We start from the raw sequence: 21,831 nt of genomic DNA on the forward strand, positions 1-21,831 counted from the left end.
CCGTGGGCACCAACAGTTCTCCATCAGCAGCGCTGAGATCGTTGCCGCTTTTGTGTATAATCTCTTCCATTCGTGTCGCGCTGGCGGCCTGTCTTACGTTGAGCATGAGATATGTTTGAAAATTTAACCGATCGACTCTCGCGCACATTGCGCAATATCAGCGGCCGCGGGCGGTTGACTGAAGAAAACATTAAAGAAACGTTGCGTGAAGTGCGTATGGCATTGCTGGAAGCCGACGTCGCGTTACCCGTGGTGCGTGATTTTATCAATCGTGTAAAAGAACGTGCTGTTGGGCATGAGGTCAACAAAAGCCTGACGCCGGGTCAAGAGTTCGTCAAGATTGTTAAGAATGAACTCGTCAGCGCAATGGGTGAAATTAACGCCGAGCTGAATCTTGCCGCACAGCCGCCTGCGGTTGTTCTGATGGCCGGTCTGCAAGGTGCGGGTAAAACGACCAGCGTGGGCAAGCTGGGTAAATTCCTGCGCGAAAAGCATAAGAAAAAAGTGCTGGTGGTTTCAGCTGACGTTTATCGCCCTGCGGCGATTAAACAGTTGGAAACATTGGCAGAGCAGGTGGGGGTCGATTTCTTCCCGTCAGACGTGCAGGAAAAGCCACTTGCTATCGTAGAACGTGCATTACAACACGCTAAGCTGAAGTTCTACGATGTCTTGTTAGTCGATACCGCGGGCCGTCTCCACGTTGACGACGCGATGATGGACGAAATCAAGCAGGTTCACGCGGCGATTAAGCCGGTTGAAACGCTGTTTGTGGTTGATGCCATGACGGGGCAGGATGCGGCGAATACGGCGAAAGCTTTTAATGAAGCGCTGCCGCTGACCGGTGTGATCCTCACCAAAATTGATGGTGACGCCCGTGGCGGTGCGGCATTATCTATCCGCCATATTACTGGCAAGCCCATTAAATTCCTCGGTGTCGGCGAAAAAACCGAAGCGCTGGAGCCGTTCTACCCTGAGCGCGTTGCATCACGCATTCTCGGTATGGGCGATGTGCTTTCACTGATTGAAGATATTGAAAGCAAGGTCGATCGTACACAGGCAGAAAAGCTTGCTAATAAGTTGAAGAAGGGCGATGGGTTTGATTTGACCGATTTCCTGGACCAGCTCAAGCAGATGCGCAACATGGGCGGCATGGCAAGTATGATGAGCAAAATGCCGGGCATGGGCCAACTGCCTGATAATGTTAAATCACAAATGGATGACAAGGTGTTGGTGCGTATGGAGGCGATCATTAATTCGATGACGCGTCAGGAGCGTGCCAAACCTGAGATTATTAAAGGATCGCGTAAACGTCGTATCGCGCAAGGTTCCGGCATGCAGGTACAGGATGTGAACCGTCTTCTGAAACAATTCGATGATATGCAACGCATGATGAAGAAGATGAAAAACGGCGGTCTGGCGAAAATGATGCGCGGTATGAAAGGGATGATGCCACCTGGATTCCCTGGGCGTTAATCACCGAAATTGATGGTGCTGAGAAACTCTTGGCGTGATTATACGCTTTAGATTGCTTTTTGCGCCAAAATGAGTAAAATTTTCGGGCTTTTTATATGACATACTGGGCTCCGTTCCTCGATGGGGCCCAGTTGTTTTATTCACTAAAGAGGATGTTATGGTAACAATTCGTTTGGCACGTGGCGGCGCGAAAAAACGCCCCTTCTATCAAGTAGTCGTGACCGATAGCCGCAATGCGCGCGATGGTCGTTTCATCGAGCGCGTAGGTTTCTTCAACCCAATCGCATCTGGTCAAGCAGAAGCCCTGCGTCTGGATCTGGACCGTATCGAGCATTGGCTTGGTCTGGGTGCAACTGTGTCTGATCGCGTATCTTCGCTGATCAAAGACGCTAAAAAAGCAGCATAACCTGTTGCGGTGGTGATAATGAGCAATCAACTCAGCCCAAAACCTCCTGTTAACCCGATTGTGATGGGGAAGATAGGGTCGGCATATGGCATCCGAGGTTGGCTCAGAGTGTTTTCATCCACCGAAGATGCCGAGAGCATTTTTGATTATCAACCTTGGTTCATCCAGAGTAAAAGCGGTTGGCAGCTTGTCGAGATTGAAGGCTGGAAGTATCACAATCAGGATCTGATCATCAAAGTGAAAGGTGCTGATGACCGTGATGCGGCTAATTTACTGACTAATTGTGAAATTGTCGTAGATTCGTCACAACTGCCTGATCTGGGCGAAGGTGATTATTACTGGAAGGATCTTATTGGCTGTCAGGTCGTGACCGTAACGGGTTATGAGTTAGGTAAAATCATCGACATGATGGAAACCGGCTCGAACGATGTGATGGTAATAAAGGCTAACCTGAAAGATGCCTTCGGAGTCAAGGAACGGCTGGTTCCGTTCCTCACCGAACAGGTTGTTAAGCGCGTCGACCTTTCTGCTCAAACTATTGAAGTAGATTGGGATCCTGGTTTTTGAACTCTGAATCGACCAGTAGTACCCAGCGGAACGAGACTATGTGGATTGGGGTGATTAGCCTGTTTCCAGAGATGTTCCGGGCAATTACTGATTACGGAGTTACTGGCCGGGCAGTTAAAAATGGCCTGCTGAACGTACAGTATTGGAGTCCTCGTGATTTCACTTACGATCGGCATCGCACCGTGGACGACCGGCCTTATGGCGGCGGCCCCGGAATGCTGATGATGGTGCAACCTTTACGGGATGCGATCCACGCAGCAAAAGCAGCGGCAGGCGAAGGCGTGAAAGTGATTTATTTATCACCTCAGGGCCGTAAATTAGATCAGCAAGGCGTACATCAACTCGCTACGAACCAGAAGATGATTCTGGTCTGTGGACGGTACGAAGGGATTGATGAGCGCGTAATTAAAACCGAAATCGATGAAGAATGGTCGATAGGAGATTACGTACTCAGCGGTGGGGAACTGCCAGCGATGACCCTGATTGACTCCGTTGCCCGCTTTATTCCGGGCGTTCTGGGGCATCAGGCTTCAGCAGAAGAAGATTCTTTTGCTGATGGATTGCTGGATTGTCCTCATTTCACTCGCCCTGAAATACTGGAAGGCATGGATGTTCCGGCAGTGTTACTGTCTGGCAACCATGCAGAAATACGCCGCTGGCGATTGAAGCAGTCGCTGGGCCGAACCTGGCTTAGAAGACCTGAACTTCTGAAAAGCCTAGCTCTGACTGACGAGCAAACAAGGTTGCTGGCTGAGTTCCAACGTGAATATCAGTCTGAGCAACAAGAGTATTAGGTGGTTACGCCGGTTTGACCTGACGAACCCAACTATCAGTTTACCTAGGGTAAGAGACATATTATGAGCAACATTATTAAGCAAATCGAAGACGAACAAATGAAGCAGGACGTACCTGCATTTCGTCCGGGTGATACCGTAGAAGTGAAGGTATGGGTTGTTGAAGGTAGCAAAAAACGTCTGCAGGCATTCGAGGGCGTGGTTATCGCTATTCGTAACCGCGGTCTGCATTCTGCATTCACTGTTCGCAAAATTTCTAACGGCGAAGGCGTGGAGCGTGTATTCCAGACTCACTCTCCAGTAGTTGACAGCATCGCTGTTAAGCGTCGTGGTGCCGTGCGTAAAGCCAAACTGTACTACCTGCGTGAGCGTACTGGTAAGTCTGCTCGTATCAAAGAGCGTCTTAACTAAGATAGCGCTTTCGCAACATCCGAAAGTTGTTATTAATAAGGGGTTTAGCCAAAGGCTAAGCCCCTTTTTTTATGCTGGATGGCCGCAAAATGTCCATAGAGCATGGTTGTGTGGTAGTCCTCTTTCTGGGAATGAGGGCTTTGCTTAAGGCCCGAGTCTAAATGATGGCCCGTGTTGGTAGTAAAAAGCCCACCATTTTGGTGGGCTTCGCTTTCCCTGGTGCCATCATTATTGTTTGAATTTCAGTACCATGATGACATTAGGTGTGGTTATTTTATAAACGTTTATACAGATCAATTTTTCAATATTGATCGGTTACGGCGATCAAAACATCGTGTTGATACCGTTTTTATCCTGTTCAGAACGGCTTATTCGCGATAACAGTTGGGTACATGTGCATATGATCGTTAATGAACTGAATATCGGTGAATCCGGCCTGCTCTAGCTGCGACTGTGTTTGTTTATGGGTACGAAACGCTGTCCAGGTTGCCCCAATAATACGTGAGAAAAGCACATATTGGAGGGCTAGCAATTTTGGATCGGTGTTTATCCATGGGGAGTCTTGCGACAGCGTAGGAGGAGGCGTCATAAAGCTGGTTATCAACGTACCTCCTGGTTTCAGCCCAGAGTAAAATACGCGGTAAAGCTCAGTAACTTTGTCATCATCTTGTTCATAGACGTTGAGTCCGTTGCTGGTAATCACATCTGCCTGTGCTGCCAAGTCAATTGTCCATGCATCAGCAAGTACCAACGATATATTATTTTCCAGCCCTTGCTGACTGGCAAGTTTGTAAGCTTCTTCTAGTGCCTCTTTATCCAGATCGATTCCGATTAATTTCACATCTCGATGCCGCGTATAGTCCAACAACAATAAGTCGGCCATGACACCGCAGGGGACAGATACCATGATAGCGTCTGGGCGCAAGAGTTCTTGAAGCAGACGTTGAAAAATACTGAATCGTTCGCGTGTCGCTAAAACATTGGGTAACTGGGTGTAGATGATTTCTTCGAGCGGATTAATGTAGTGAGTGGGTCGATGTGCTATCACATTATGCGTCCAGTACGCATTTAACCCATGATGTTTCAGTAAAAATTGGCCTAACTTGAGGTGGGAAAACGCGTCCAGAAGCGCGAGTTGCTCTTCTACGGAAATGCCGGGATAGTCGCCGGACTCGATAATTTTGTTCTTTACTGCGGCGACTCGTTCATCATGGCTTTCCTGAGATGAGGCCGTATGTGATAAGAGTCTTGGGCTGCTATTTAGAGACGAGTTATGAGGCTTGCTTGAACCGGACATATGAGCACTCCATAATATCAATCGCTATCAGGAATAATGGTTTTAACTATCAGTGAGGTATGCCTTTCGTTATCCCAGCATCAGATTGTTAATAACTTAATGTGACTATTTAATGTGAGCGATAATAGAGGGGAGGTATGTCTGACGTATTTCTGTGCGAGTACAAAAGTGAGTAGAATTGTTACCAGATGCGATGAGCCATAGCGCTTTGCCAGCTAAATTGCTGATGAGTATGGATCATCGCTTTATCTTTGGGAGGATGTTAAGGCAGGCTCTGTTGCCAGCGAGTTCGCAGTGTCTCTGCATTCTCTACGCCATCGCAACTGGCGGGAAAGTTTTTCCCTGCTTTTCCCCATTCTTCCATGTTATCTGTACCGCAAAAAGCCGACTGTCCGGCCTGATAGCCACGTAAGTAGGTTTCACGGTCGATCTGAGGATTACCAAACCATTCCTGCAAAGTACTATCGTCCTTTACGACCATGCCAGAGATTGCATCCTGATAACCCGTTTCGTACCAGAATCCTGACTCACTTTTAGCGGGTAGCGATGGGATGTTGCTTTGACATGCTGTCATTAAAAGAATTACAGCCAAGACATAACTGTATTTCATCATCAAACCTTCAATGTTTCGGCCATCGGCCTGAAGAAGCATCGCATCAGGCAATACCCAATTTTTCTTTCAGTAATTTGAGGTAGCGGCGACTGACGGGGATGTGTTTTCCCGTATGCGTCAATACTTCTGCTGCGCCGTTCTCCATTAACTGGATTTCTTTCAGCTGTTCCGTGTTAACCATATATTGACGATGGCAACGGACGAAGGGCGTTTTCTCTTCCAGCGTTTTCAGTGAAAGCTGGGTATAGCCAGATTGACTGACGCCCACGACATGCACGCCGCTGAGTTCTGAACAAAGATACTCGACTTCCTCAATCTTGAGCAAAAAAATACGATTGTGTCCGTTACAGGGGATGTGGCGAAGCAAGGGTTCTGAAATTATCTGTACGTTTTTATTTACACTCACGCCGCGGCGTAAACGATTTAGCGTTTTGCTTAGTCGCTGTGCATCTAGTGGTTTAAGTAAATAGTCAAAAGCATGCTCTTCAAATGCCCTCACTGCGTACTCATCATAGGCTGTCACGAAGACGACATAAGGCATATTTTCTGGATCCAACATGGCAACCAGCTCTAATCCGCTGACCTTTGGCATCTGTATATCCAGAAAAATCACATCCGGTTGTAGCCGATGAATAGCCGGGATCGCCTCCAGCGCATTGCTGCATTGTGCAATGATGGTGATATCAGACTCATTTTCCAGTAGCAGGCTGAGCTCTTCACGTGCCAGCTGTTCGTCATCGATGATTATGGCTTTCAGCATCCTTCCCCCTTGTTGGCGTGATTCTATCACTATTCACGCCAGGGATTAGCATGGTTGCGTCGGGAAGTGATAGGCCAGACAGATATCGTTTTTCTGGCAATATTTAGGGTGGTAATTTTTTATTTACACTAAGTGGATTGAAATCTTTACGGTTCGTGTTATGGTGTAAACATCACGCGTAGGCAGGTTACAGACCGCAGTCTTTACAGACGATCGCGAACATATTGAACTTTTCAGGAACAGACTCATGCAAAAAGATTCGCTTAATAATATTAATATCAGTGACGAGCAAATTTTGATTACCCCTGATGAATTGAAAGCTAAGTTCCCGCTTAACGACGCAGAGCAGCGCGATATTGCGCAAGCGAGAGCGACCATTGCGGATATCATTCATGGTCGTGACGATCGGTTGCTGATCGTCTGCGGACCTTGCTCGATTCATGACACGGATGCTGCGTTGGAATATGCGCGCCGTCTGCAGTCGCTTGCCGCTGAGCTGAACGATCGCCTCTACATTGTGATGCGTGTTTACTTTGAAAAACCGCGTACCACCGTGGGTTGGAAAGGGCTCATCAACGATCCGTTCATGGATGGTTCATTTGATGTGGAATCTGGCCTGCATATTGCGCGCGGGTTGCTATTGGAACTGGTGAATATGGGACTGCCGCTGGCGACGGAAGCACTCGATCCGAACAGCCCGCAATACCTGGGCGATTTGTTCAGTTGGTCGGCTATCGGTGCACGTACGACAGAATCACAAACGCACCGTGAGATGGCTTCCGGCCTGTCGATGCCTGTTGGGTTCAAAAACGGTACGGATGGCAGTCTGGGTACTGCGATCAACGCGATGAGAGCCGCTGCAATGCCGCATCGCTTTGTGGGTATCAATCAAACGGGCCAGGTCTGTTTGCTGCAAACGCAAGGGAACATTGATGGCCATGTGATTCTGCGCGGCGGTAAAACACCAAACTACAGTGCACAGGATGTCGCAGAATGTGAAAAACAGATGGAGAAGGCGGGACTGAGACCATCGCTGATGATAGATTGTAGTCACGGTAATTCGAATAAAGACTACCGCCGTCAGCCACTTGTTGTTGAATCTGCGATTGAACAAATCAAGGCGGGAAATCGTTCCATTATAGGCTTGATGCTGGAAAGCCACCTCAACGAGGGGAGCCAGTCTTCAGAACAGCCGCGTTCAGATATGCACTACGGTGTATCGGTCACGGATGCCTGTATCAGTTGGGAAAGTACAGAGACGTTGCTGCGTTCCGTTCACCAAGAGCTTAGCGCTGCACGTGTGAAACATTCAGGAGAGTAACAAAATATGGTAGCTGAACTGACCGTATTGCGTGATCAGATAGATGAGGTAGATAAGGAGCTTGTCGCGCTGTTATCACGTCGGTTGCGTTTGGTGGCGGAGGTGGGTGAAGTGAAAAGCCGCCATGGTTTGCCCATTTATGCGCCCGATCGTGAAGCGGCCATGCTCAGCTCACGTCGTAAAGAAGCGGAGTCGATGGGGGTTCCGCCGGATCTCATTGAAGATATCCTGCGGCGTACCATGCGCGAATCCTACACCAGTGAAAATGACAAAGGCTTTAAACCGCTGTGCCCGCAGTTGCGTCCGGTCGTCATCATCGGTGGCCGGGGGCAAATGGGCAATCTGTTTGAGAAAATGCTGACGCTGTCGGGCTATCAGGTGAGAATTCTGGAGCAAGATGACTGGCCGCGTGCGGACGAGTTGTTGTCTGATGCTGGCATGGTGATTGTTAGCGTGCCGATTCACGTGACTGAACAGGTGATTGCCCGCCTGCCTGCTTTACCAGATGACTGTATTTTGGTTGATTTGGCATCGGTAAAAAATGGCCCGCTTCAGGCAATGCTGGCGGTGCATAGTGGTCCGGTGCTTGGTCTGCATCCTATGTTCGGGCCAGACAGCGGCAGCCTTGCCAAGCAGGTTGTCGTCTATTGTGACGGTCGGCAACCGGAAGCCTACCAGTGGTTACTGGAACAGATTCAGGTGTGGGGCGCGCGTCTGCATCGTATCAGCGCAGTCGAACACGATCAGAACATGATGTTCATTCAGGCGCTGCGCCACTTTGCTACATTCGCGTATGGTCTGCATTTAGCGGAAGAGAATGTGCAGCTTGAACAGCTATTAGCGCTGTCATCGCCAATCTATCGTCTGGAATTGATCATGGTTGGACGGCTGTTTGCGCAGGATCCGCAGCTGTATGCCGACATCATTATGTCTTCAGAGGATAATCTGGCGTTGATTAAGCGTTACTACAAACGTTTTGGCGAGGCGATTGAGCTACTGGAGCAGACGGATAAGGCAGAATTTATCAACAGCTTCAAGAAGGTCGAACACTGGTTTGGTGACTATGCCAAACGTTTTCAGGCGGAGAGCCGGGTGCTTTTGCGTCAGGCAAACGATATTCGTCAATAAGTACGTTTACTATCTTGGTTGTGTTTAAGAAGCCATCCTGGGGATACCAGGATGGCTTTTTCAATTCTTCGTTCACATCGACTATTCGTTCACATCGACGGGTACGACGTTTTCACTCGGGTAGCAGCCCAACACTTTTAACGAGCGGGTTATAGAGGCTAATCCTTTTAGCGCTTTCTGCATGTCATCGCTGCGCAGGTTGGCCTGTACGTCCAGATAGAACATCTCTTCCCACGGGTTACCGTTGATCGGTCTGGATTCCAGCTTGGTCATCACAATGCCGTTATCACGCAGTACCAACAGGGCTTCTACCAGCGCACCTGACTGTTGGCCAGTTGCCATAATTAGCGTGGTTTTTGCCGGCACTTGTTCCGTCACATCAATCGGCTTGCGTGCTAATACAATGAAGCGGGTGATGTTTTGCGACTGATTGGCCAGATCGTGTTCCAGCATCTGTAGCTGATAAAGCTGACCACCGGCTTCGCTGCCGAGCGCTGCTGCTTTTGGTGAGTTGAGCGCTGCGACTTTTTCCATTGCCGCAGCCGTGCTCTCACAATATTCAATCTTCCAGTGTGGAAAACGGTTAATGAAATGGCTGCACTGTTGGAACGGTTGAGGGTGGCTGTAAACCGTTTCGATCTGTTCCAATGACGTATCGGTGGCAACTAAAACGCAGTGATTTATCGGATTGGTTAATTCGCCGACGATGGATAAAGCCGTGTGTTGCAGCAGATCGTAGACGTCATTAATCGAACCAGAGCTGGTGTTTTCAATCGGCAGAACGGCATAGTCCGCTTGCCCAGTTTCCACCATGTTGAAGATATCCTGAAATTTCTGGCAACCACATTCGATAAATTGTTCGAAGTGTCGCGCAGCATATTGGCGAGCGGCAAGATGGGAATAAGAGCCTTTCGGACCGAGAAACGCAATCCGGGCAGAGTGCGACGTTGTTTGGTTAAGGTGATGCTGCAAGAGCGCCTGCTGTGTCAGTACCGAATCTTCAATGATGAGCTGAAATAAGCGGGTAATGTAGTGACCATCAAGATGATGCTTTTTCCCAGCGGCCGTCAGTTTATCCAGCAAATCACGCTCACGCTCTTTATCACGGATTGGGCGATGCGAATGCAATTTGCTGCGGGCAACGTCCAGCGCGAGTTCTCGTCTTTGTGCCAACAATTCAATTAATTGCAGATCCAATGCGCTGATGCGTTCTCGCAGTGCCAGTAATGGGTTGTCTGTCATGATGCTGTTACCTGTCTTATGTTCTTATATAAAAAAAGCCTCCCGGTTAGGAGGCTTTTTTGTTCGTCTTCGTATTCTTGCTCTTACGACGAATCGCCTCCCAAATCAGGGGAAGGTGAAAAAGAATACGAAGAAGAACAGTTTATTTATCATGTTTACTCGGTTAGTCAGGAGGATATCCAGATTCTGAGTAGGTAAGGTAACTGTTGGCTTTTCATCCTGTCAATACAAAATCGCCGAGCGCAATCTTAAACGAGGTATAGCGTTGGCTCTTTAGGATGCGGATTGCTGAGTTTGGAATACAAAAACGCGCCCTCAGGCGCGTTATATTGAGGTAAAGAGAATGAATTACTCTTCTTGAGTCGGCTGGAGATTCGCTTCTTTGACGCTAGCTACCGCGCGTCTGGCTTCACCTTTATGCTGGAGTTTGTCCAACTGGCGTTCGAGCTTGGTAATTAGCTCATTGATGGCGGCATACATATCGTCATGCTTGGCACTGGCAACCAGTGGGCCATTTGGCGTACTGATAGTGCCATCAGCCACAAAACCCTGAGGCTCTTTTGACAGAATGATATGCGGGTTAATCAGCTGGGTTTGCCACTTATCCAGCTTAGAAAGACGGTCTTCGACATGTTGACGAATTGCGGGGGTGATATCCATTTGCTTACTGGTAATATTAATAGTCATATAAACTTACCTCTCTGCCTATGTCCGTCTTGGATAATTTCAGCATACAGTGAGTTGTGACAAAAAGCGTGATATTGATCGCTTTTTTTCGTCACTTTTTGTCAAGAAAACGCGATTTGTGAAGCATCATCGGGAATAGGAGGGAAGTGCTTGAGGGGGCATCTGGCCTGTGCCATTATTGATAGGATGTATTGACGTTACCGCGCTGTTGTTGACTCCCACCGACCCGTTTTTTCTACATCATCTATGTATAGCCAATCGATCGAACCATAAAAAAACGGCAACCGAAGCTGCCGTCTTATTACTGCGTGTCACTTGTCGTTTATGCTGGATTCGCCGCGATGACTTTTGCGACTTTGTCCGCTTGTGCGGCCAGTTGCAGTTCACGGTAGGCATTTTCCATCAACGGCAACGCAGTTTTCGTTGCCTGAGTATCTGGGTAATCACGCAGCATTTGCTCAACGCGATTAACTACTGCCACATAAGCGCCGCGTTTCGTGTAGTATTGCGCGATAGAAAGTTCATACTTGGCCAGACGCTCTTTGAGGTAGACCAAACGCTTGTTTGCGTCGGTGGCGTATTGGCTGTTCGGATATCCCTGAATGAGCTTACTGAAATCCCGAAATGCGGTGCGAGCATACTGCGGATCGCGATCGGAACGATCAACGCCGAAGAAGCCTTGTAACGCACTATCATCCAACGCCATGTCGGTCAGGCCGCGCATGTACAGGACATAGTCCACGTTTGGATGGGTCGGGTTGAGTCGCAGGAAGCGGTCAATAGAAGCTTGGGCCAATGGCAGCTCTGCGGATTTGTAATAGGCGTAGATCAAATCCAACTGTACTTGCTGCGAGTAAGGGCCAAAGGGATACCGGTTATCCAGTGCTTCCAACTGCGTGATGGCTGCTTTAAAGTTGCCGTCTTGCAGTTTTTGTTGAGCATTGGCATAGATTTCAGATGGCGGACTATCAGGAACCGCATCTTTGGAATTGCTGGAGCAACCAGCCAGCGCCAGGCTCAACGTGGCGGCAGCCACCAGATATTTCATACGCGTCATGACGTTTTGATTATCCTCAGAATGTTATTCCGGGAGACTGTCCGTGAAGCTCCCGATTTAGACCAGCTACAATAGTACATTATTTTAAACGGCGTCGCCGTCAAAACCCAACGTTAACGAAGAAGCTGCATAATATGGCACAACAAGTACAACTCACCGCAACGGTGGCCGAATCTCAACTCGGACAACGTTTAGATCAGGCTTTGGCCGAATTGTTCCCTGATTATTCACGATCCCGCATAAAAGAGTGGATTCTTGAGAATCGAGTACAGATTAACGGCAATGTCACCAATAAGCCAAAAGAGAAAGTACTTGGCGGCGAATCGGTAGCGATTGATGCATTGATTGAAGAAGAAGCACGCTGGGAAGCACAGGATATCAAACTGGATATCGTGTACGAGGATCAGGATATCCTGGTCATCAATAAACCCAGAGATCTGGTGGTTCACCCCGGTGCGGGTAACCCAGATGGCACGGTATTGAATGCCTTGTTACATCATTATCCTGAGATTGCCGATGTGCCCCGTGCCGGGATTGTGCACCGACTTGATAAAGATACGACAGGGCTTATGGTGGTCGCGAAAACTGTACCCGCACAGACGCGTTTAGTTGAGGCGCTACAGGCGCGTGAAATTACTCGTGAATATGAAGCCGTTGCGATTGGTTCGATGACTGCGGGTGGCATGATCGAGCAGCCTATCGCTCGTCACTCAACCAAGCGTACTCATATGGCCGTGCACCCCATGGGTAAGCCTGCCGTTACGCATTATCGCATCATGGAACATTTCCGTGCGCATACCCGTTTGCGGTTGCGTCTGGAAACGGGGCGCACCCATCAGATTCGCGTGCATATGGCGCATATTAATCATCCTCTGGTTGGCGATCAGCTATACGGTGGTCGTCCTCGCCCGCCAAAAGGCGCTTCGGAGGATTTCATTGAGATGCTACGTGGGTTCGATCGTCAGGCGCTGCATGCCACCATGTTGCGTTTCTACCATCCTATTACTGGCATTCACATGGAATGGCATGCGGAATTACCACAGGATATGGTCGATCTGATTGATGCACTGAAAGCCGATACCGAAGCATTTAAGGATCAGCTCGACTGGTAATGTATTCAATACGATAAGTGCCGATTTATAGAGGTGACGGACTATGCTGATATACCCCGACTGGCCTTTGCCAGAAAGTGTGAAATCTTGTAGTACGACGCGTATTGGCGGGTGTAGTCGTGCACCTTATGATTCGCTAAATGTGGGGAATCATGTGGGCGATGAGCCCGCGCACGTCACCGTAAATCGGCAAATGCTGGTGGAGCTGGCTGGCCTTCCTACTATGCCGCATTGGCTAGAACAGGTTCATGGCACTGATGTGATTCGTATTGGTAAGGTGTCCCCTACGTCTGTTTGCGGTGATGCGGCTTATACCGACAAGAAAGGGAAAGTCTGTGCGGTGATGACGGCCGACTGTTTGCCCGTGCTTTTTTGTGCAATCAACGGTGACGAAGTCGCTGCCGCCCATGCTGGCTGGCGGGGATTGCACGCCGGGGTATTGGAAGACACGTTAGCCTGTTTCCGTGCGCAACCCGCGCAAATTATGGCGTGGCTGGGGCCTGCTATTGGGCCTGATGCCTTTGAAGTCGGCCCTGAGGTTAGGGATGCATTTATTCAGCATGATGCGGCGGCGGCCTCTGCATTTCGGCCTGAAGGAAACAAATTTTTTGCCGATATCTACCAACTGGCACGTCTGCGCTTACGTGCTGCAGGGATAACGCAAATTTTTGGTGGAAATGCCTGTACTGTGAGTGAACCTCACAAATTTTTCTCTTATCGGCGTGATGGTGTAACTGGCCGTATGGCAAGTTTAATCTGGCTGATATAACCTATTGAATTAAGACGATCCGGGACAAGTAACGTTTAAATCCCATTACGACTGGCAAAATAACCTTGAAATTTTTGAGGGATGACCTCATTTAATCTCCAGTAGCAATTTTGACCAGTGTATGGGAGGTGTTATGCGTCTGGATCGTCTTACCAACAAATTCCAACTTGCTCTTGCTGATGCCCAGTCTCTTGCCCTTGGGCGCGATCACCAGTTTATTGAACCACTTCATTTGATGAGCGCTTTGCTTCATCAGGATGGTGGAACTGTTGGTCCACTTCTGACTGTTTCCGGAGCCAATTTTCATCACCTGAAAACCGAAATCGACCAGGCAATCACGCGTTTGCCTCAGGTTGAAGGCACTGATGGTGATGTTCAACCTTCGAACGAGTTAGTCCGCGCATTGAATATGTGCGACAAACTTGCGCAAAAGCGTGGCGATACCTTTATTTCCTCAGAACTTTTCGTGCTTGCTGCTTTGGAGTCTCGTGGCACGCTGGGGGATATTTTGAAAAAGGCGGGCGTCACGCAACAAGGTGTAACAAACGCTATCGATCAAGTGAGAGGAGGGGAGCAAGTGAACGATCAAGGGGCTGAAGATCAGCGCCAGGCATTAAAAAAATTCACTATTGACCTCACGGAGCGAGCGGAGCAAGGCAAGCTCGATCCGGTGATCGGACGTGATGAAGAAATTCGCCGTACTATTCAGGTCCTACAGCGTCGAACCAAAAATAACCCAGTATTAATTGGTGAGCCCGGCGTGGGTAAAACCGCGATAGTGGAAGGGTTGGCCCAGCGTATCGTTAATGGTGAAGTGCCTGAAGGCCTGAAAAACAAGCGAGTACTTTCACTAGATATGGGCGCGCTGGTGGCGGGGGCGAAATATCGTGGTGAGTTTGAAGAACGTTTGAAAGGCGTGCTCAACGATCTGTCTAAGCAGGAAGGCAACGTCATTCTGTTTATTGATGAACTCCATACGATGGTGGGGGCTGGTAAAGCCGATGGCGCGATGGATGCCGGCAATATGCTAAAACCCGCGCTGGCTCGTGGTGAGTTGCATTGCGTTGGGGCGACAACGCTCAATGAGTATCGGCAATATATTGAAAAAGACGCGGCCCTTGAGCGTCGTTTCCAGAAAGTGTTTGTCGCTGAGCCGACCGTTGAAGACACGATTGCGATTCTGCGTGGGCTGAAAGAGCGCTATGAATTGCACCATCATGTACAAATTACTGACCCAGCAATTGTTGCGGCAGCCATGTTATCTCATCGTTATATCGCGGATCGTCAGTTGCCGGATAAAGCGATTGACCTGATTGATGAGGCGGCATCCAGTATTCGTATTCAGATTGACTCGAAACCAGAGCCCCTTGATCGGCTTGAACGCCGGATCATCCAGTTAAAGCTGGAGCAGCAGGCGTTGAAAAAAGAATCTGATGATGCCAGCCAAAAGCGGCTTGAATTGCTGAGTGCTGAACTTGACCAAAAAGAGCGTGAATATTCCCAACAAGAAGAAGAGTGGAAAGCAGAAAAAGCATCACTCACGGGAACGCAGAATATTAAAGCGTCTTTAGAGCAGGCGAAAATTGCGCTGGAACAGGCTCGTCGTCAGGGCGATCTGGGAATAATGTCTGAGCTGCAATACGGCAAAATCCCTGAGCTGGAGAAACAACTGTCAGCAGCAACGCAGCAGGAAGGGAAAACGATGCATTTGCTGCGTAATCGAGTAACGGATGTTGAAATTGCTGATGTGCTGGCGCGTTGGACTGGGATTCCTGTTTCTCGTATGTTGGAAAGCGAGAAAGAAAAATTATTACGCATGGAAGATGAACTGCATCAGCGTGTGATTGGGCAGAACGAAGCCGTTGAAGCGGTAGCGAATTCTATCCGTCGTAGTCGGGCTGGGCTATCTGACCCGAATCGTCCTATTGGCTCGTTCCTTTTCCTTGGGCCAACAGGTGTTGGGAAAACGGAACTCTGCAAAACGCTGGCGACTTTCCTCTTCGACAGTGACGACGCCATGGTGCGTATCGATATGTCTGAGTTTATGGAGAAACACTCGGTTTCACGTTTGGTCGGTGCGCCTCCGGGATATGTCGGTTACGAAGAAGGAGGCTATTTAACGGAAGCGGTGCGGCGTCGTCCTTATTCGGTCATTTTGCTGGATGAGATCGAAAAGGCACATCCTGATGTATTCAATATCCTACTTCAGGTATTAGATGATGGCCGCCTTACTGATGGCCAGGGCAGAACGGTCGACTTCCGTAATACTGTGGTCATCATGACGTCCAATTTGGGGTCTGATCTTATTCAGGAACGTTTTGGTGAGCGCAGCTATACCGAAATGAGAGATATGGTGCTTGAAGTTGTTAGCCACAACTTCCGCCCCGAGTTTATCAACCGTATCGATGAGGTCGTGGTATTCCATCCACTGGGAAGGGCACATATTACGTCCATCGCACAAATTCAGCTCCAGAGACTGTACAAGCGTCTTGAAGAGCGTGGATATAGCGTCACGATCACGGATGCAGCTTTAGATATGCTTGGGGAGGTCGGGTTTGATCCTGTCTATGGTGCTCGTCCGCTTAAAAGAGCGATACAGCAACTGATAGAGAACCCACTTGCTCAGCAGATACTGGGGGGGGAATTGATACCCGGTAAACCGATCACGTTAGATGTTGAAGGCGAACAGATAGTCGCACTGCAAGAATAATGTGAAACGGTAAGTAATCAACGGGGACATTTGCCAATGAATGTCCCCGTTTTCACGTCTCAAGCTCAAATTACATTCATTTTCTGTATGGAGAGTGCACGAAATACTGGTTTTTGGTTTCTTTTTGAACGCTTGGAAAATAATTTGCATTTAGCGCTTGTCAGTGGCCGAGAAGTCCCTATAATGCGCCTCCACTGACACGGCAACAGCGACACGCGGTTGTGGTGACAGGAAAAAAGATTCAACGAAGGCGGTCAGTAATGACTTGACTTCACAGCGGAAAAGCATAATATATGCGGCCCGCGCCACGGAAGATGTGGCACTGCTCTTTAACAATTTAATCAGACAATCTGTGTGGGCACTCACAAGACCGTATCTTAACGATATAAAAAAGTCTTGAAGAGTGAACAACAGTAAATTCATTACGAATAAACAGTTTTAATTCTTTGAGCATCGCTGACGAGTTCAGCAAATCAAACAAATCTTAAATTGAAGAGTTTGATCATGGCTCAGATTGAACGCTGGCGGCAGGCCTAACACATGCAAGTCGAGCGGTAGCACAAGAGAGCTTGCTCTCTGGGTGACGAGCGGCGGACGGGTGAGTAATGTCTGGGAAACTGCCTGATGGAGGGGGATAACTACTGGAAACGGTAGCTAATACCGCATAACCTCGCAAGAGCAAAGAGGGGGACCTTCGGGCCTCTCGCCATCAGATGTGCCCAGATGGGATTAGCTAGTAGGTGAGGTAATGGCTCACCTAGGCGACGATCCCTAGCTGGTCTGAGAGGATGACCAGCCACACTGGAACTGAGACACGGTCCAGACTCCTACGGGAGGCAGCAGTGGGGAATATTGCACAATGGGCGCAAGCCTGATGCAGCCATGCCGCGTGTGTGAAGAAGGCCTTCGGGTTGTAAAGCACTTTCAGCGAGGAGGAAGGCGGTAAGGTTAATAACCTTATCGATTGACGTTACTCGCAGAAGAAGCACCGGCTAACTCCGTGCCAGCAGCCGCGGTAATACGGAGGGTGCAAGCGTTAATCGGAATGACTGGGCGTAAAGCGCACGCAGGCGGTCTGTTAAGTTGGATGTGAAATCCCCGGGCTTAACCTGGGAACTGCATTCAAAACTGACAGGCTAGAGTCTTGTAGAGGGGGGTAGAATTCCAGGTGTAGCGGTGAAATGCGTAGAGATCTGGAGGAATACCGGTGGCGAAGGCGGCCCCCTGGACAAAGACTGACGCTCAGGTGCGAAAGCGTGGGGAGCAAACAGGATTAGATACCCTGGTAGTCCACGCTGTAAACGATGTCGATTTGGAGGTTGTGCCCTTGAGGCGTGGCTTCCGGAGCTAACGCGTTAAATCGACCGCCTGGGGAGTACGGCCGCAAGGTTAAAACTCAAATGAATTGACGGGGGCCCGCACAAGCGGTGGAGCATGTGGTTTAATTCGATGCAACGCGAAGAACCTTACCTACTCTTGACATCCAGAGAATTAGCTAGAGATAGCTGAGTGCCTTCGGGAACTCTGAGACAGGTGCTGCATGGCTGTCGTCAGCTCGTGTTGTGAAATGTTGGGTTAAGTCCCGCAACGAGCGCAACCCTTATCCTTTGTTGCCAGCGATTCGGTCGGGAACTCAAAGGAGACTGCCGGTGATAAACCGGAGGAAGGTGGGGATGACGTCAAGTCATCATGGCCCTTACGAGTAGGGCTACACACGTGCTACAATGGCGTATACAAAGAGAAGCGACCTCGCGAGAGCAAGCGGACCTCATAAAGTACGTCGTAGTCCGGATTGGAGTCTGCAACTCGACTCCATGAAGTCGGAATCGCTAGTAATCGTAGATCAGAATGCTACGGTGAATACGTTCCCGGGCCTTGTACACACCGCCCGTCACACCATGGGAGTGGGTTGCAAAAGAAGTAGGTAGCTTAACCTTCGGGAGGGCGCTTACCACTTTGTGATTCATGACTGGGGTGAAGTCGTAACAAGGTAACCGTAGGGGAACCTGCGGTTGGATCACCTCCTTACCAAGAAGATGTGTGTTAAGTGAAGTGCTCACACAGATTGTCTGATGAAAATACTGAGCAAGCGCACCTGTTGATGCGATGAGTGTAAACTCATGCTGACACGATAGTGCCGAATTTCTGATTCGGTACGGATTTTTCGTGTCCCCATCGTCTAGAGGCCTAGGACACTGCCCTTTCACGGCTGTAACAGGGGTTCGAATCCCCTTGGGGACGCCAATCCGATAATGAGTGAAAGACATTATCATGAATATCTTAAAGATGATTCTTCGGAGTCATGTTTACGATATTGCTCTTTAACAATCTGGAACAAGCTGAAAATTGAAACATGACAGCTGAACATGCATTGGTACCTTCAGGTATGAATGGTGTATCAGTGTGTCAATGAGTCTCTCAAATAATCGCAGCACGACAGTGACTTTGATTTATCAAAGACACCTTCGGGTTGTGAGGTTAAGCGACTAAGCGTACACGGTGGATGCCTAGGCAGTCAGAGGCGATGAAGGGCGTGCTAATCTGCGATAAGCGTCGGTAAGCTGATATGAAGCGTTATACCCGACGATACCCGAATGGGGAAACCCAGTGTGTTTCGACACACTATCATTACGTGAATACATAGCGTAATGAGGCGAACCGGGGGAACTGAAACATCTCAGTACCCCGAGGAAAAGAAATCAACCGAGATTCCCCTAGTAGCGGCGAGCGAACGGGGAGGAGCCCAGAACCTGAATCAGTTTGTGTGTTAGTGGAAGCGTCTGGAAAGTCGCACAGTAAAGGGTGATAGTCCCGTACACAAAAATGCACAAATTGTGAGTTCGATGAGTAGGGCGGGACACGTGACATCCTGTCTGAATATGGGGGGACCATCCTCCAAGGCTAAATACTCCTGACTGACCGATAGTGAACCAGTACCGTGAGGGAAAGGCGAAAAGAACCCCGGCGAGGGGAGTGAAATAGAACCTGAAACCGTGTACGTACAAGCAGTGGGAGCCTTGATTAATCAGGGTGACTGCGTACCTTTTGTATAATGGGTCAGCGACTTATATTCTGTAGCAAGGTTAACCGTATAGGGGAGCCGTAGGGAAACCGAGTCTTAACTGGGCGTTAAGTTGCAGGGTATAGACCCGAAACCCGGTGATCTAGCCATGGGCAGGTTGAAGGTTGGGTAACACTAACTGGAGGACCGAACCGACTAATGTTGAAAAATTAGCGGATGACTTGTGGCTGGGGGTGAAAGGCCAATCAAACCGGGAGATAGCTGGTTCTCCCCGAAAGCTATTTAGGTAGCGCCTCGTGAATTCATCTTCGGGGGTAGAGCACTGTTTCGGCTAGGGGGTCATCCCGACTTACCAACCCGATGCAAACTACGAATACCGAAGAATGTTATCACGGGAGACACACGGCGGGTGCTAACGTTCGTCGTGAAGAGGGAAACAACCCAGACCGCCAGCTAAGGTCCCAAAGTCATGGTTAAGTGGGAAACGATGTGGGAAGGCACAGACAGCCAGGATGTTGGCTTAGAAGCAGCCATCATTTAAAGAAAGCGTAATAGCTCACTGGTCGAGTCGGCCTGCGCGGAAGATGTAACGGGGCTAAACCATGCACCGAAGCTGCGGCAGCGACACTCAGGTGTTGTTGGGTAGGGGAGCGTTCTGTAAGCCGTCGAAGGTGGCCTGTGAGGGTTGCTGGAGGTATCAGAAGTGCGAATGCTGACATAAGTAACGATAATGCGGGTGAAAAACCCGCACGCCGGAAGACCAAGGGTTCCTGTCCAACGTTAATCGGGGCAGGGTGAGTCGACCCCTAAGGCGAGGCTGAAAAGCGTAGTCGATGGGAAACAGGTTAATATTCCTGTACTCGGTGTTACTGCGAAGGGGGGACGGAGAAAGCTAGGTTATCCGGGCGACGGTTGTCCCGGTTTAAGCGTGAAGGTGGATGACTTTGGTAAATCCGGGTCGTCATTAACACTGAGGCGTGATGACGAGTCACTACGGTGATGAAGTAACCAATGCTACGCTTCCAGGAAAAGCCTCTAAGCTCCAGGTAACATCAAATCGTACCCCAAACCGACACAGGTGGTCAGGTAGAGAATACTCAGGCGCTTGAGAGAACTCGGGTGAAGGAACTAGGCAAAATGGTGCCGTAACTTCGGGAGAAGGCACGCTGATGGTAGGTGAAGTGACTTGCTCACGGAGCTGAAATCAGTCGAAGATACCAGCTGGCTGCAACTGTTTAATAAAAACACAGCACTGTGCAAACACGAAAGTGGACGTATACGGTGTGACGCCTGCCCGGTGCCGGAAGGTTAATTGATGGGGTCAGCCGCAAGGCGAAGCTCTTGATCGAAGCCCCGGTAAACGGCGGCCGTAACTATAACGGTCCTAAGGTAGCGAAATTCCTTGTCGGGTAAGTTCCGACCTGCACGAATGGCGTAATGATGGCCAGGCTGTCTCCACCCGAGACTCAGTGAAATTGAACTCGCTGTGAAGATGCAGTGTACCCGCGGCAAGACGGAAAGACCCCGTGAACCTTTACTATAGCTTGACACTGAACCTTGAGCCTTGATGTGTAGGATAGGTGGGAGGCTTTGAAGCGTGGACGCCAGTCTGCGTGGAGCCAACCTTGAAATACCACCCTTTAATGTTTGATGTTCTAACGTAGACCCGTAATCCGGGTTGCGGACAGTGTCTGGTGGGTAGTTTGACTGGGGCGGTCTCCTCCCAAAGCGTAACGGAGGAGCACGAAGGTTAGCTAATCCTGGTCGGACATCAGGAGGTTAGTGCAAAGGCATAAGCTAGCTTGACTGCGAGAGTGACAGCTCGAGCAGGTGCGAAAGCAGGTCTTAGTGATCCGGTGGTTCTGAATGGAAGGGCCATCGCTCAACGGATAAAAGGTACTCCGGGGATAACAGGCTGATACCGCCCAAGAGTTCATATCGACGGCGGTGTTTGGCACCTCGATGTCGGCTCATCACATCCTGGGGCTGAAGTAGGTCCCAAGGGTATGGCTGTTCGCCATTTAAAGTGGTACGCGAGCTGGGTTTAGAACGTCGTGAGACAGTTCGGTCCCTATCTGCCGTGGGCGTTGGAAGATTGAGAGGGGTTGCTCCTAGTACGAGAGGACCGGAGTGAACGCACCACTGGTGTACGGGTTGTGATGCCAATTGCATTGCCCGGTAGCTAAGTGCGGAAGAGATAACCGCTGAAAGCATCTAAGCGGGAAACTTGCCTCGAGATGAGTCTTCCCTGGGCACTAGATGCCCCTGAAGGGCCGTTGAAGACGACGACGTAGATAGGCTGGGTGTGTAAGCGTAGCGATACGTTGAGCTAACCAGTACTAATGACCCGAGAGGCTTAACCTTACAACACCGAAGGTGTTTTGAGATGGACTCAAAGAGATTTTGATAATCAGCTTGTTTTAGGATTGGTTCTGATGGTTATGCGAGAGCGAGAGCAAAGC

Annotated in this window: 16 protein-coding genes, 1 tRNA gene, 2 rRNA genes and 1 other annotated feature; of the genes, 13 read left to right on the plus strand and 6 right to left on the minus strand. The window is 49.4% G+C overall.

Annotated elements, in window-relative coordinates; translation table 11 throughout:
- Positions 1 to 111 precede the first annotated feature (111 nt).
- The 5 genes from ffh to rplS all read left to right on the plus strand — a co-directional run bounded on the left by ffh (position 112) and on the right by rplS (position 3,651).
- A complete protein-coding gene (ffh, locus tag JFY74_05425) occupies positions 112 to 1,473 on the plus strand; it encodes a signal recognition particle protein (GenBank protein QQG29494.1) in 1,362 nt (453 codons plus the stop codon).
- Positions 1,474 to 1,630: 157 nt separating this feature from the next.
- Entirely contained in the window at positions 1,631 to 1,879 is a 249-nt protein-coding gene (gene rpsP, locus JFY74_05430; GenBank protein ID QQG29495.1) for a 30S ribosomal protein S16, read from the plus strand.
- 18 nt (positions 1,880 to 1,897) lie between these two features.
- The gene (rimM, locus tag JFY74_05435) at positions 1,898 to 2,446 is read left to right on the plus strand and encodes a ribosome maturation factor RimM (protein QQG29496.1); all 549 of its coding nucleotides are present in this window, start codon (positions 1,898 to 1,900) and stop codon (positions 2,444 to 2,446) included.
- Between the two features lie 38 nt (positions 2,447 to 2,484).
- The gene (gene trmD / locus JFY74_05440) at positions 2,485 to 3,240 is read left to right on the plus strand and encodes a tRNA (guanosine(37)-N1)-methyltransferase TrmD (GenBank protein ID QQG29497.1); all 756 of its coding nucleotides are present in this window, start codon (positions 2,485 to 2,487) and stop codon (positions 3,238 to 3,240) included.
- Between the two features lie 63 nt (positions 3,241 to 3,303).
- Positions 3,304 to 3,651, plus strand: coding sequence for a 50S ribosomal protein L19 (gene rplS / locus JFY74_05445; protein QQG29498.1), 348 nt, complete (start codon positions 3,304 to 3,306; stop codon positions 3,649 to 3,651).
- Positions 3,652 to 4,009: 358 nt separating this feature from the next.
- Here rplS and JFY74_05450 read toward each other — a convergent pair whose 3' ends face one another.
- The 3 genes from JFY74_05450 to yehT all read right to left on the minus strand — a co-directional run bounded on the left by JFY74_05450 (position 4,010) and on the right by yehT (position 6,321).
- Positions 4,010 to 4,948: a class I SAM-dependent methyltransferase gene (locus tag JFY74_05450; protein QQG29499.1), complete on the minus strand. Its 939-nt coding sequence runs from the start codon at positions 4,946 to 4,948 to the stop codon at positions 4,010 to 4,012.
- A 262-nt stretch (positions 4,949 to 5,210) separates the two neighbouring features.
- A complete protein-coding gene (locus JFY74_05455) occupies positions 5,211 to 5,558 on the minus strand; it encodes a DUF2799 domain-containing protein (protein ID QQG30456.1) in 348 nt (115 codons plus the stop codon).
- A 46-nt stretch (positions 5,559 to 5,604) separates the two neighbouring features.
- Entirely contained in the window at positions 5,605 to 6,321 is a 717-nt protein-coding gene (gene yehT, locus JFY74_05460) for a two-component system response regulator BtsR (protein QQG29500.1), read from the minus strand.
- Positions 6,322 to 6,568: 247 nt separating this feature from the next.
- On the opposite strand from yehT, the gene JFY74_05465 reads away from it, so the two are divergent.
- Both JFY74_05465 and tyrA read left to right on the plus strand, forming a co-directional pair.
- Positions 6,569 to 7,642 (plus strand): 3-deoxy-7-phosphoheptulonate synthase, encoded by a 1,074-nt coding sequence (locus tag JFY74_05465; protein QQG29501.1) that lies wholly within the window; start codon positions 6,569 to 6,571, stop codon positions 7,640 to 7,642.
- A gap of 6 nt (positions 7,643 to 7,648) precedes the next feature.
- A complete protein-coding gene (gene tyrA, locus JFY74_05470; protein QQG29502.1) occupies positions 7,649 to 8,770 on the plus strand; it encodes a bifunctional chorismate mutase/prephenate dehydrogenase in 1,122 nt (373 codons plus the stop codon).
- Between the two features lie 81 nt (positions 8,771 to 8,851).
- On the opposite strand, the gene pheA is transcribed toward tyrA, so the two are convergent.
- The 3 genes from pheA to bamD form a co-directional block, all read right to left on the minus strand.
- On the minus strand, positions 8,852 to 10,012 hold the full coding sequence (gene pheA / locus JFY74_05475; GenBank protein QQG29503.1) for a bifunctional chorismate mutase/prephenate dehydratase: 1,161 nt from the start codon (positions 10,010 to 10,012) through the stop codon (positions 8,852 to 8,854).
- 28 nt (positions 10,013 to 10,040) lie between these two features.
- Positions 10,041 to 10,166: a sequence feature (Phe leader region), on the minus strand.
- A gap of 194 nt (positions 10,167 to 10,360) precedes the next feature.
- Positions 10,361 to 10,699, minus strand: a complete 339-nt coding sequence (gene raiA / locus JFY74_05480) for a ribosome-associated translation inhibitor RaiA (protein ID QQG29504.1) — start codon at positions 10,697 to 10,699, stop codon at positions 10,361 to 10,363.
- 322 nt (positions 10,700 to 11,021) lie between these two features.
- On the minus strand, positions 11,022 to 11,756 hold the full coding sequence (gene bamD, locus JFY74_05485; protein ID QQG29505.1) for an outer membrane protein assembly factor BamD: 735 nt from the start codon (positions 11,754 to 11,756) through the stop codon (positions 11,022 to 11,024).
- Positions 11,757 to 11,890: 134 nt separating this feature from the next.
- Between bamD and rluD the strand changes: the two genes are divergently transcribed.
- From rluD to JFY74_05515, 6 genes are all read left to right on the plus strand, one after another.
- Positions 11,891 to 12,868 carry a 23S rRNA pseudouridine(1911/1915/1917) synthase RluD gene (gene rluD / locus JFY74_05490; protein QQG29506.1) on the plus strand — a complete coding sequence of 326 codons (978 nt, stop codon included), beginning with the start codon at positions 11,891 to 11,893 and terminating at the stop codon, positions 12,866 to 12,868.
- Positions 12,869 to 12,911: 43 nt separating this feature from the next.
- Positions 12,912 to 13,637, plus strand: coding sequence for a polyphenol oxidase (gene pgeF / locus JFY74_05495; protein QQG29507.1), 726 nt, complete (start codon positions 12,912 to 12,914; stop codon positions 13,635 to 13,637).
- A 121-nt stretch (positions 13,638 to 13,758) separates the two neighbouring features.
- Positions 13,759 to 16,347 (plus strand): ATP-dependent chaperone ClpB, encoded by a 2,589-nt coding sequence (gene clpB, locus JFY74_05500; GenBank protein ID QQG29508.1) that lies wholly within the window; start codon positions 13,759 to 13,761, stop codon positions 16,345 to 16,347.
- 486 nt (positions 16,348 to 16,833) lie between these two features.
- Positions 16,834 to 18,375: ribosomal RNA gene (locus tag JFY74_05505) — 16S ribosomal RNA — on the plus strand.
- A 140-nt stretch (positions 18,376 to 18,515) separates the two neighbouring features.
- Positions 18,516 to 18,591: transfer RNA gene (locus JFY74_05510), tRNA-Glu, on the plus strand.
- Between the two features lie 232 nt (positions 18,592 to 18,823).
- Positions 18,824 to 21,733, plus strand: a 23S ribosomal RNA gene (locus tag JFY74_05515).
- Together the 16S and 23S rRNA genes with 1 tRNA gene alongside form the textbook arrangement of a ribosomal RNA operon.
- Positions 21,734 to 21,831 lie beyond the last annotated feature (98 nt).

The organism is Pectobacterium carotovorum (assembly GCA_016415585.1).
Taxonomy (GTDB): Bacteria; Pseudomonadota; Gammaproteobacteria; order Enterobacterales; family Enterobacteriaceae; genus Pectobacterium; species Pectobacterium carotovorum_K.

What these genes read in the sequence shown, in the direction of transcription:
- tyrA (QQG29502.1), top strand. Translation starts at nt 7,649, where the DNA reads ATGGTAGCTGAACTGACCGTATTGCGTGATCAGATAGATGAGGTAGAT.
- bamD (QQG29505.1), bottom strand. Translation starts at nt 11,756, where the DNA reads ATGACGCGTATGAAATATCTGGTGGCTGCCGCCACGTTGAGCCTGGCG.
- yehT (QQG29500.1), bottom strand. Translation starts at nt 6,321, where the DNA reads ATGCTGAAAGCCATAATCATCGATGACGAACAGCTGGCACGTGAAGAG.
- JFY74_05465 (QQG29501.1), top strand. Translation starts at nt 6,569, where the DNA reads ATGCAAAAAGATTCGCTTAATAATATTAATATCAGTGACGAGCAAATT.
- JFY74_05450 (QQG29499.1), bottom strand. Translation starts at nt 4,948, where the DNA reads ATGTCCGGTTCAAGCAAGCCTCATAACTCGTCTCTAAATAGCAGCCCA.
- rpsP (QQG29495.1), top strand. Translation starts at nt 1,631, where the DNA reads ATGGTAACAATTCGTTTGGCACGTGGCGGCGCGAAAAAACGCCCCTTC.
- trmD (QQG29497.1), top strand. Translation starts at nt 2,485, where the DNA reads ATGTGGATTGGGGTGATTAGCCTGTTTCCAGAGATGTTCCGGGCAATT.
- clpB (QQG29508.1), top strand. Translation starts at nt 13,759, where the DNA reads ATGGGAGGTGTTATGCGTCTGGATCGTCTTACCAACAAATTCCAACTT.
- raiA (QQG29504.1), bottom strand. Translation starts at nt 10,699, where the DNA reads ATGACTATTAATATTACCAGTAAGCAAATGGATATCACCCCCGCAATT.
- rimM (QQG29496.1), top strand. Translation starts at nt 1,898, where the DNA reads ATGAGCAATCAACTCAGCCCAAAACCTCCTGTTAACCCGATTGTGATG.
- pgeF (QQG29507.1), top strand. Translation starts at nt 12,912, where the DNA reads ATGCTGATATACCCCGACTGGCCTTTGCCAGAAAGTGTGAAATCTTGT.
- rluD (QQG29506.1), top strand. Translation starts at nt 11,891, where the DNA reads ATGGCACAACAAGTACAACTCACCGCAACGGTGGCCGAATCTCAACTC.
- ffh (QQG29494.1), top strand. Translation starts at nt 112, where the DNA reads ATGTTTGAAAATTTAACCGATCGACTCTCGCGCACATTGCGCAATATC.
- rplS (QQG29498.1), top strand. Translation starts at nt 3,304, where the DNA reads ATGAGCAACATTATTAAGCAAATCGAAGACGAACAAATGAAGCAGGAC.
- pheA (QQG29503.1), bottom strand. Translation starts at nt 10,012, where the DNA reads ATGACAGACAACCCATTACTGGCACTGCGAGAACGCATCAGCGCATTG.
- JFY74_05455 (QQG30456.1), bottom strand. Translation starts at nt 5,558, where the DNA reads ATGAAATACAGTTATGTCTTGGCTGTAATTCTTTTAATGACAGCATGT.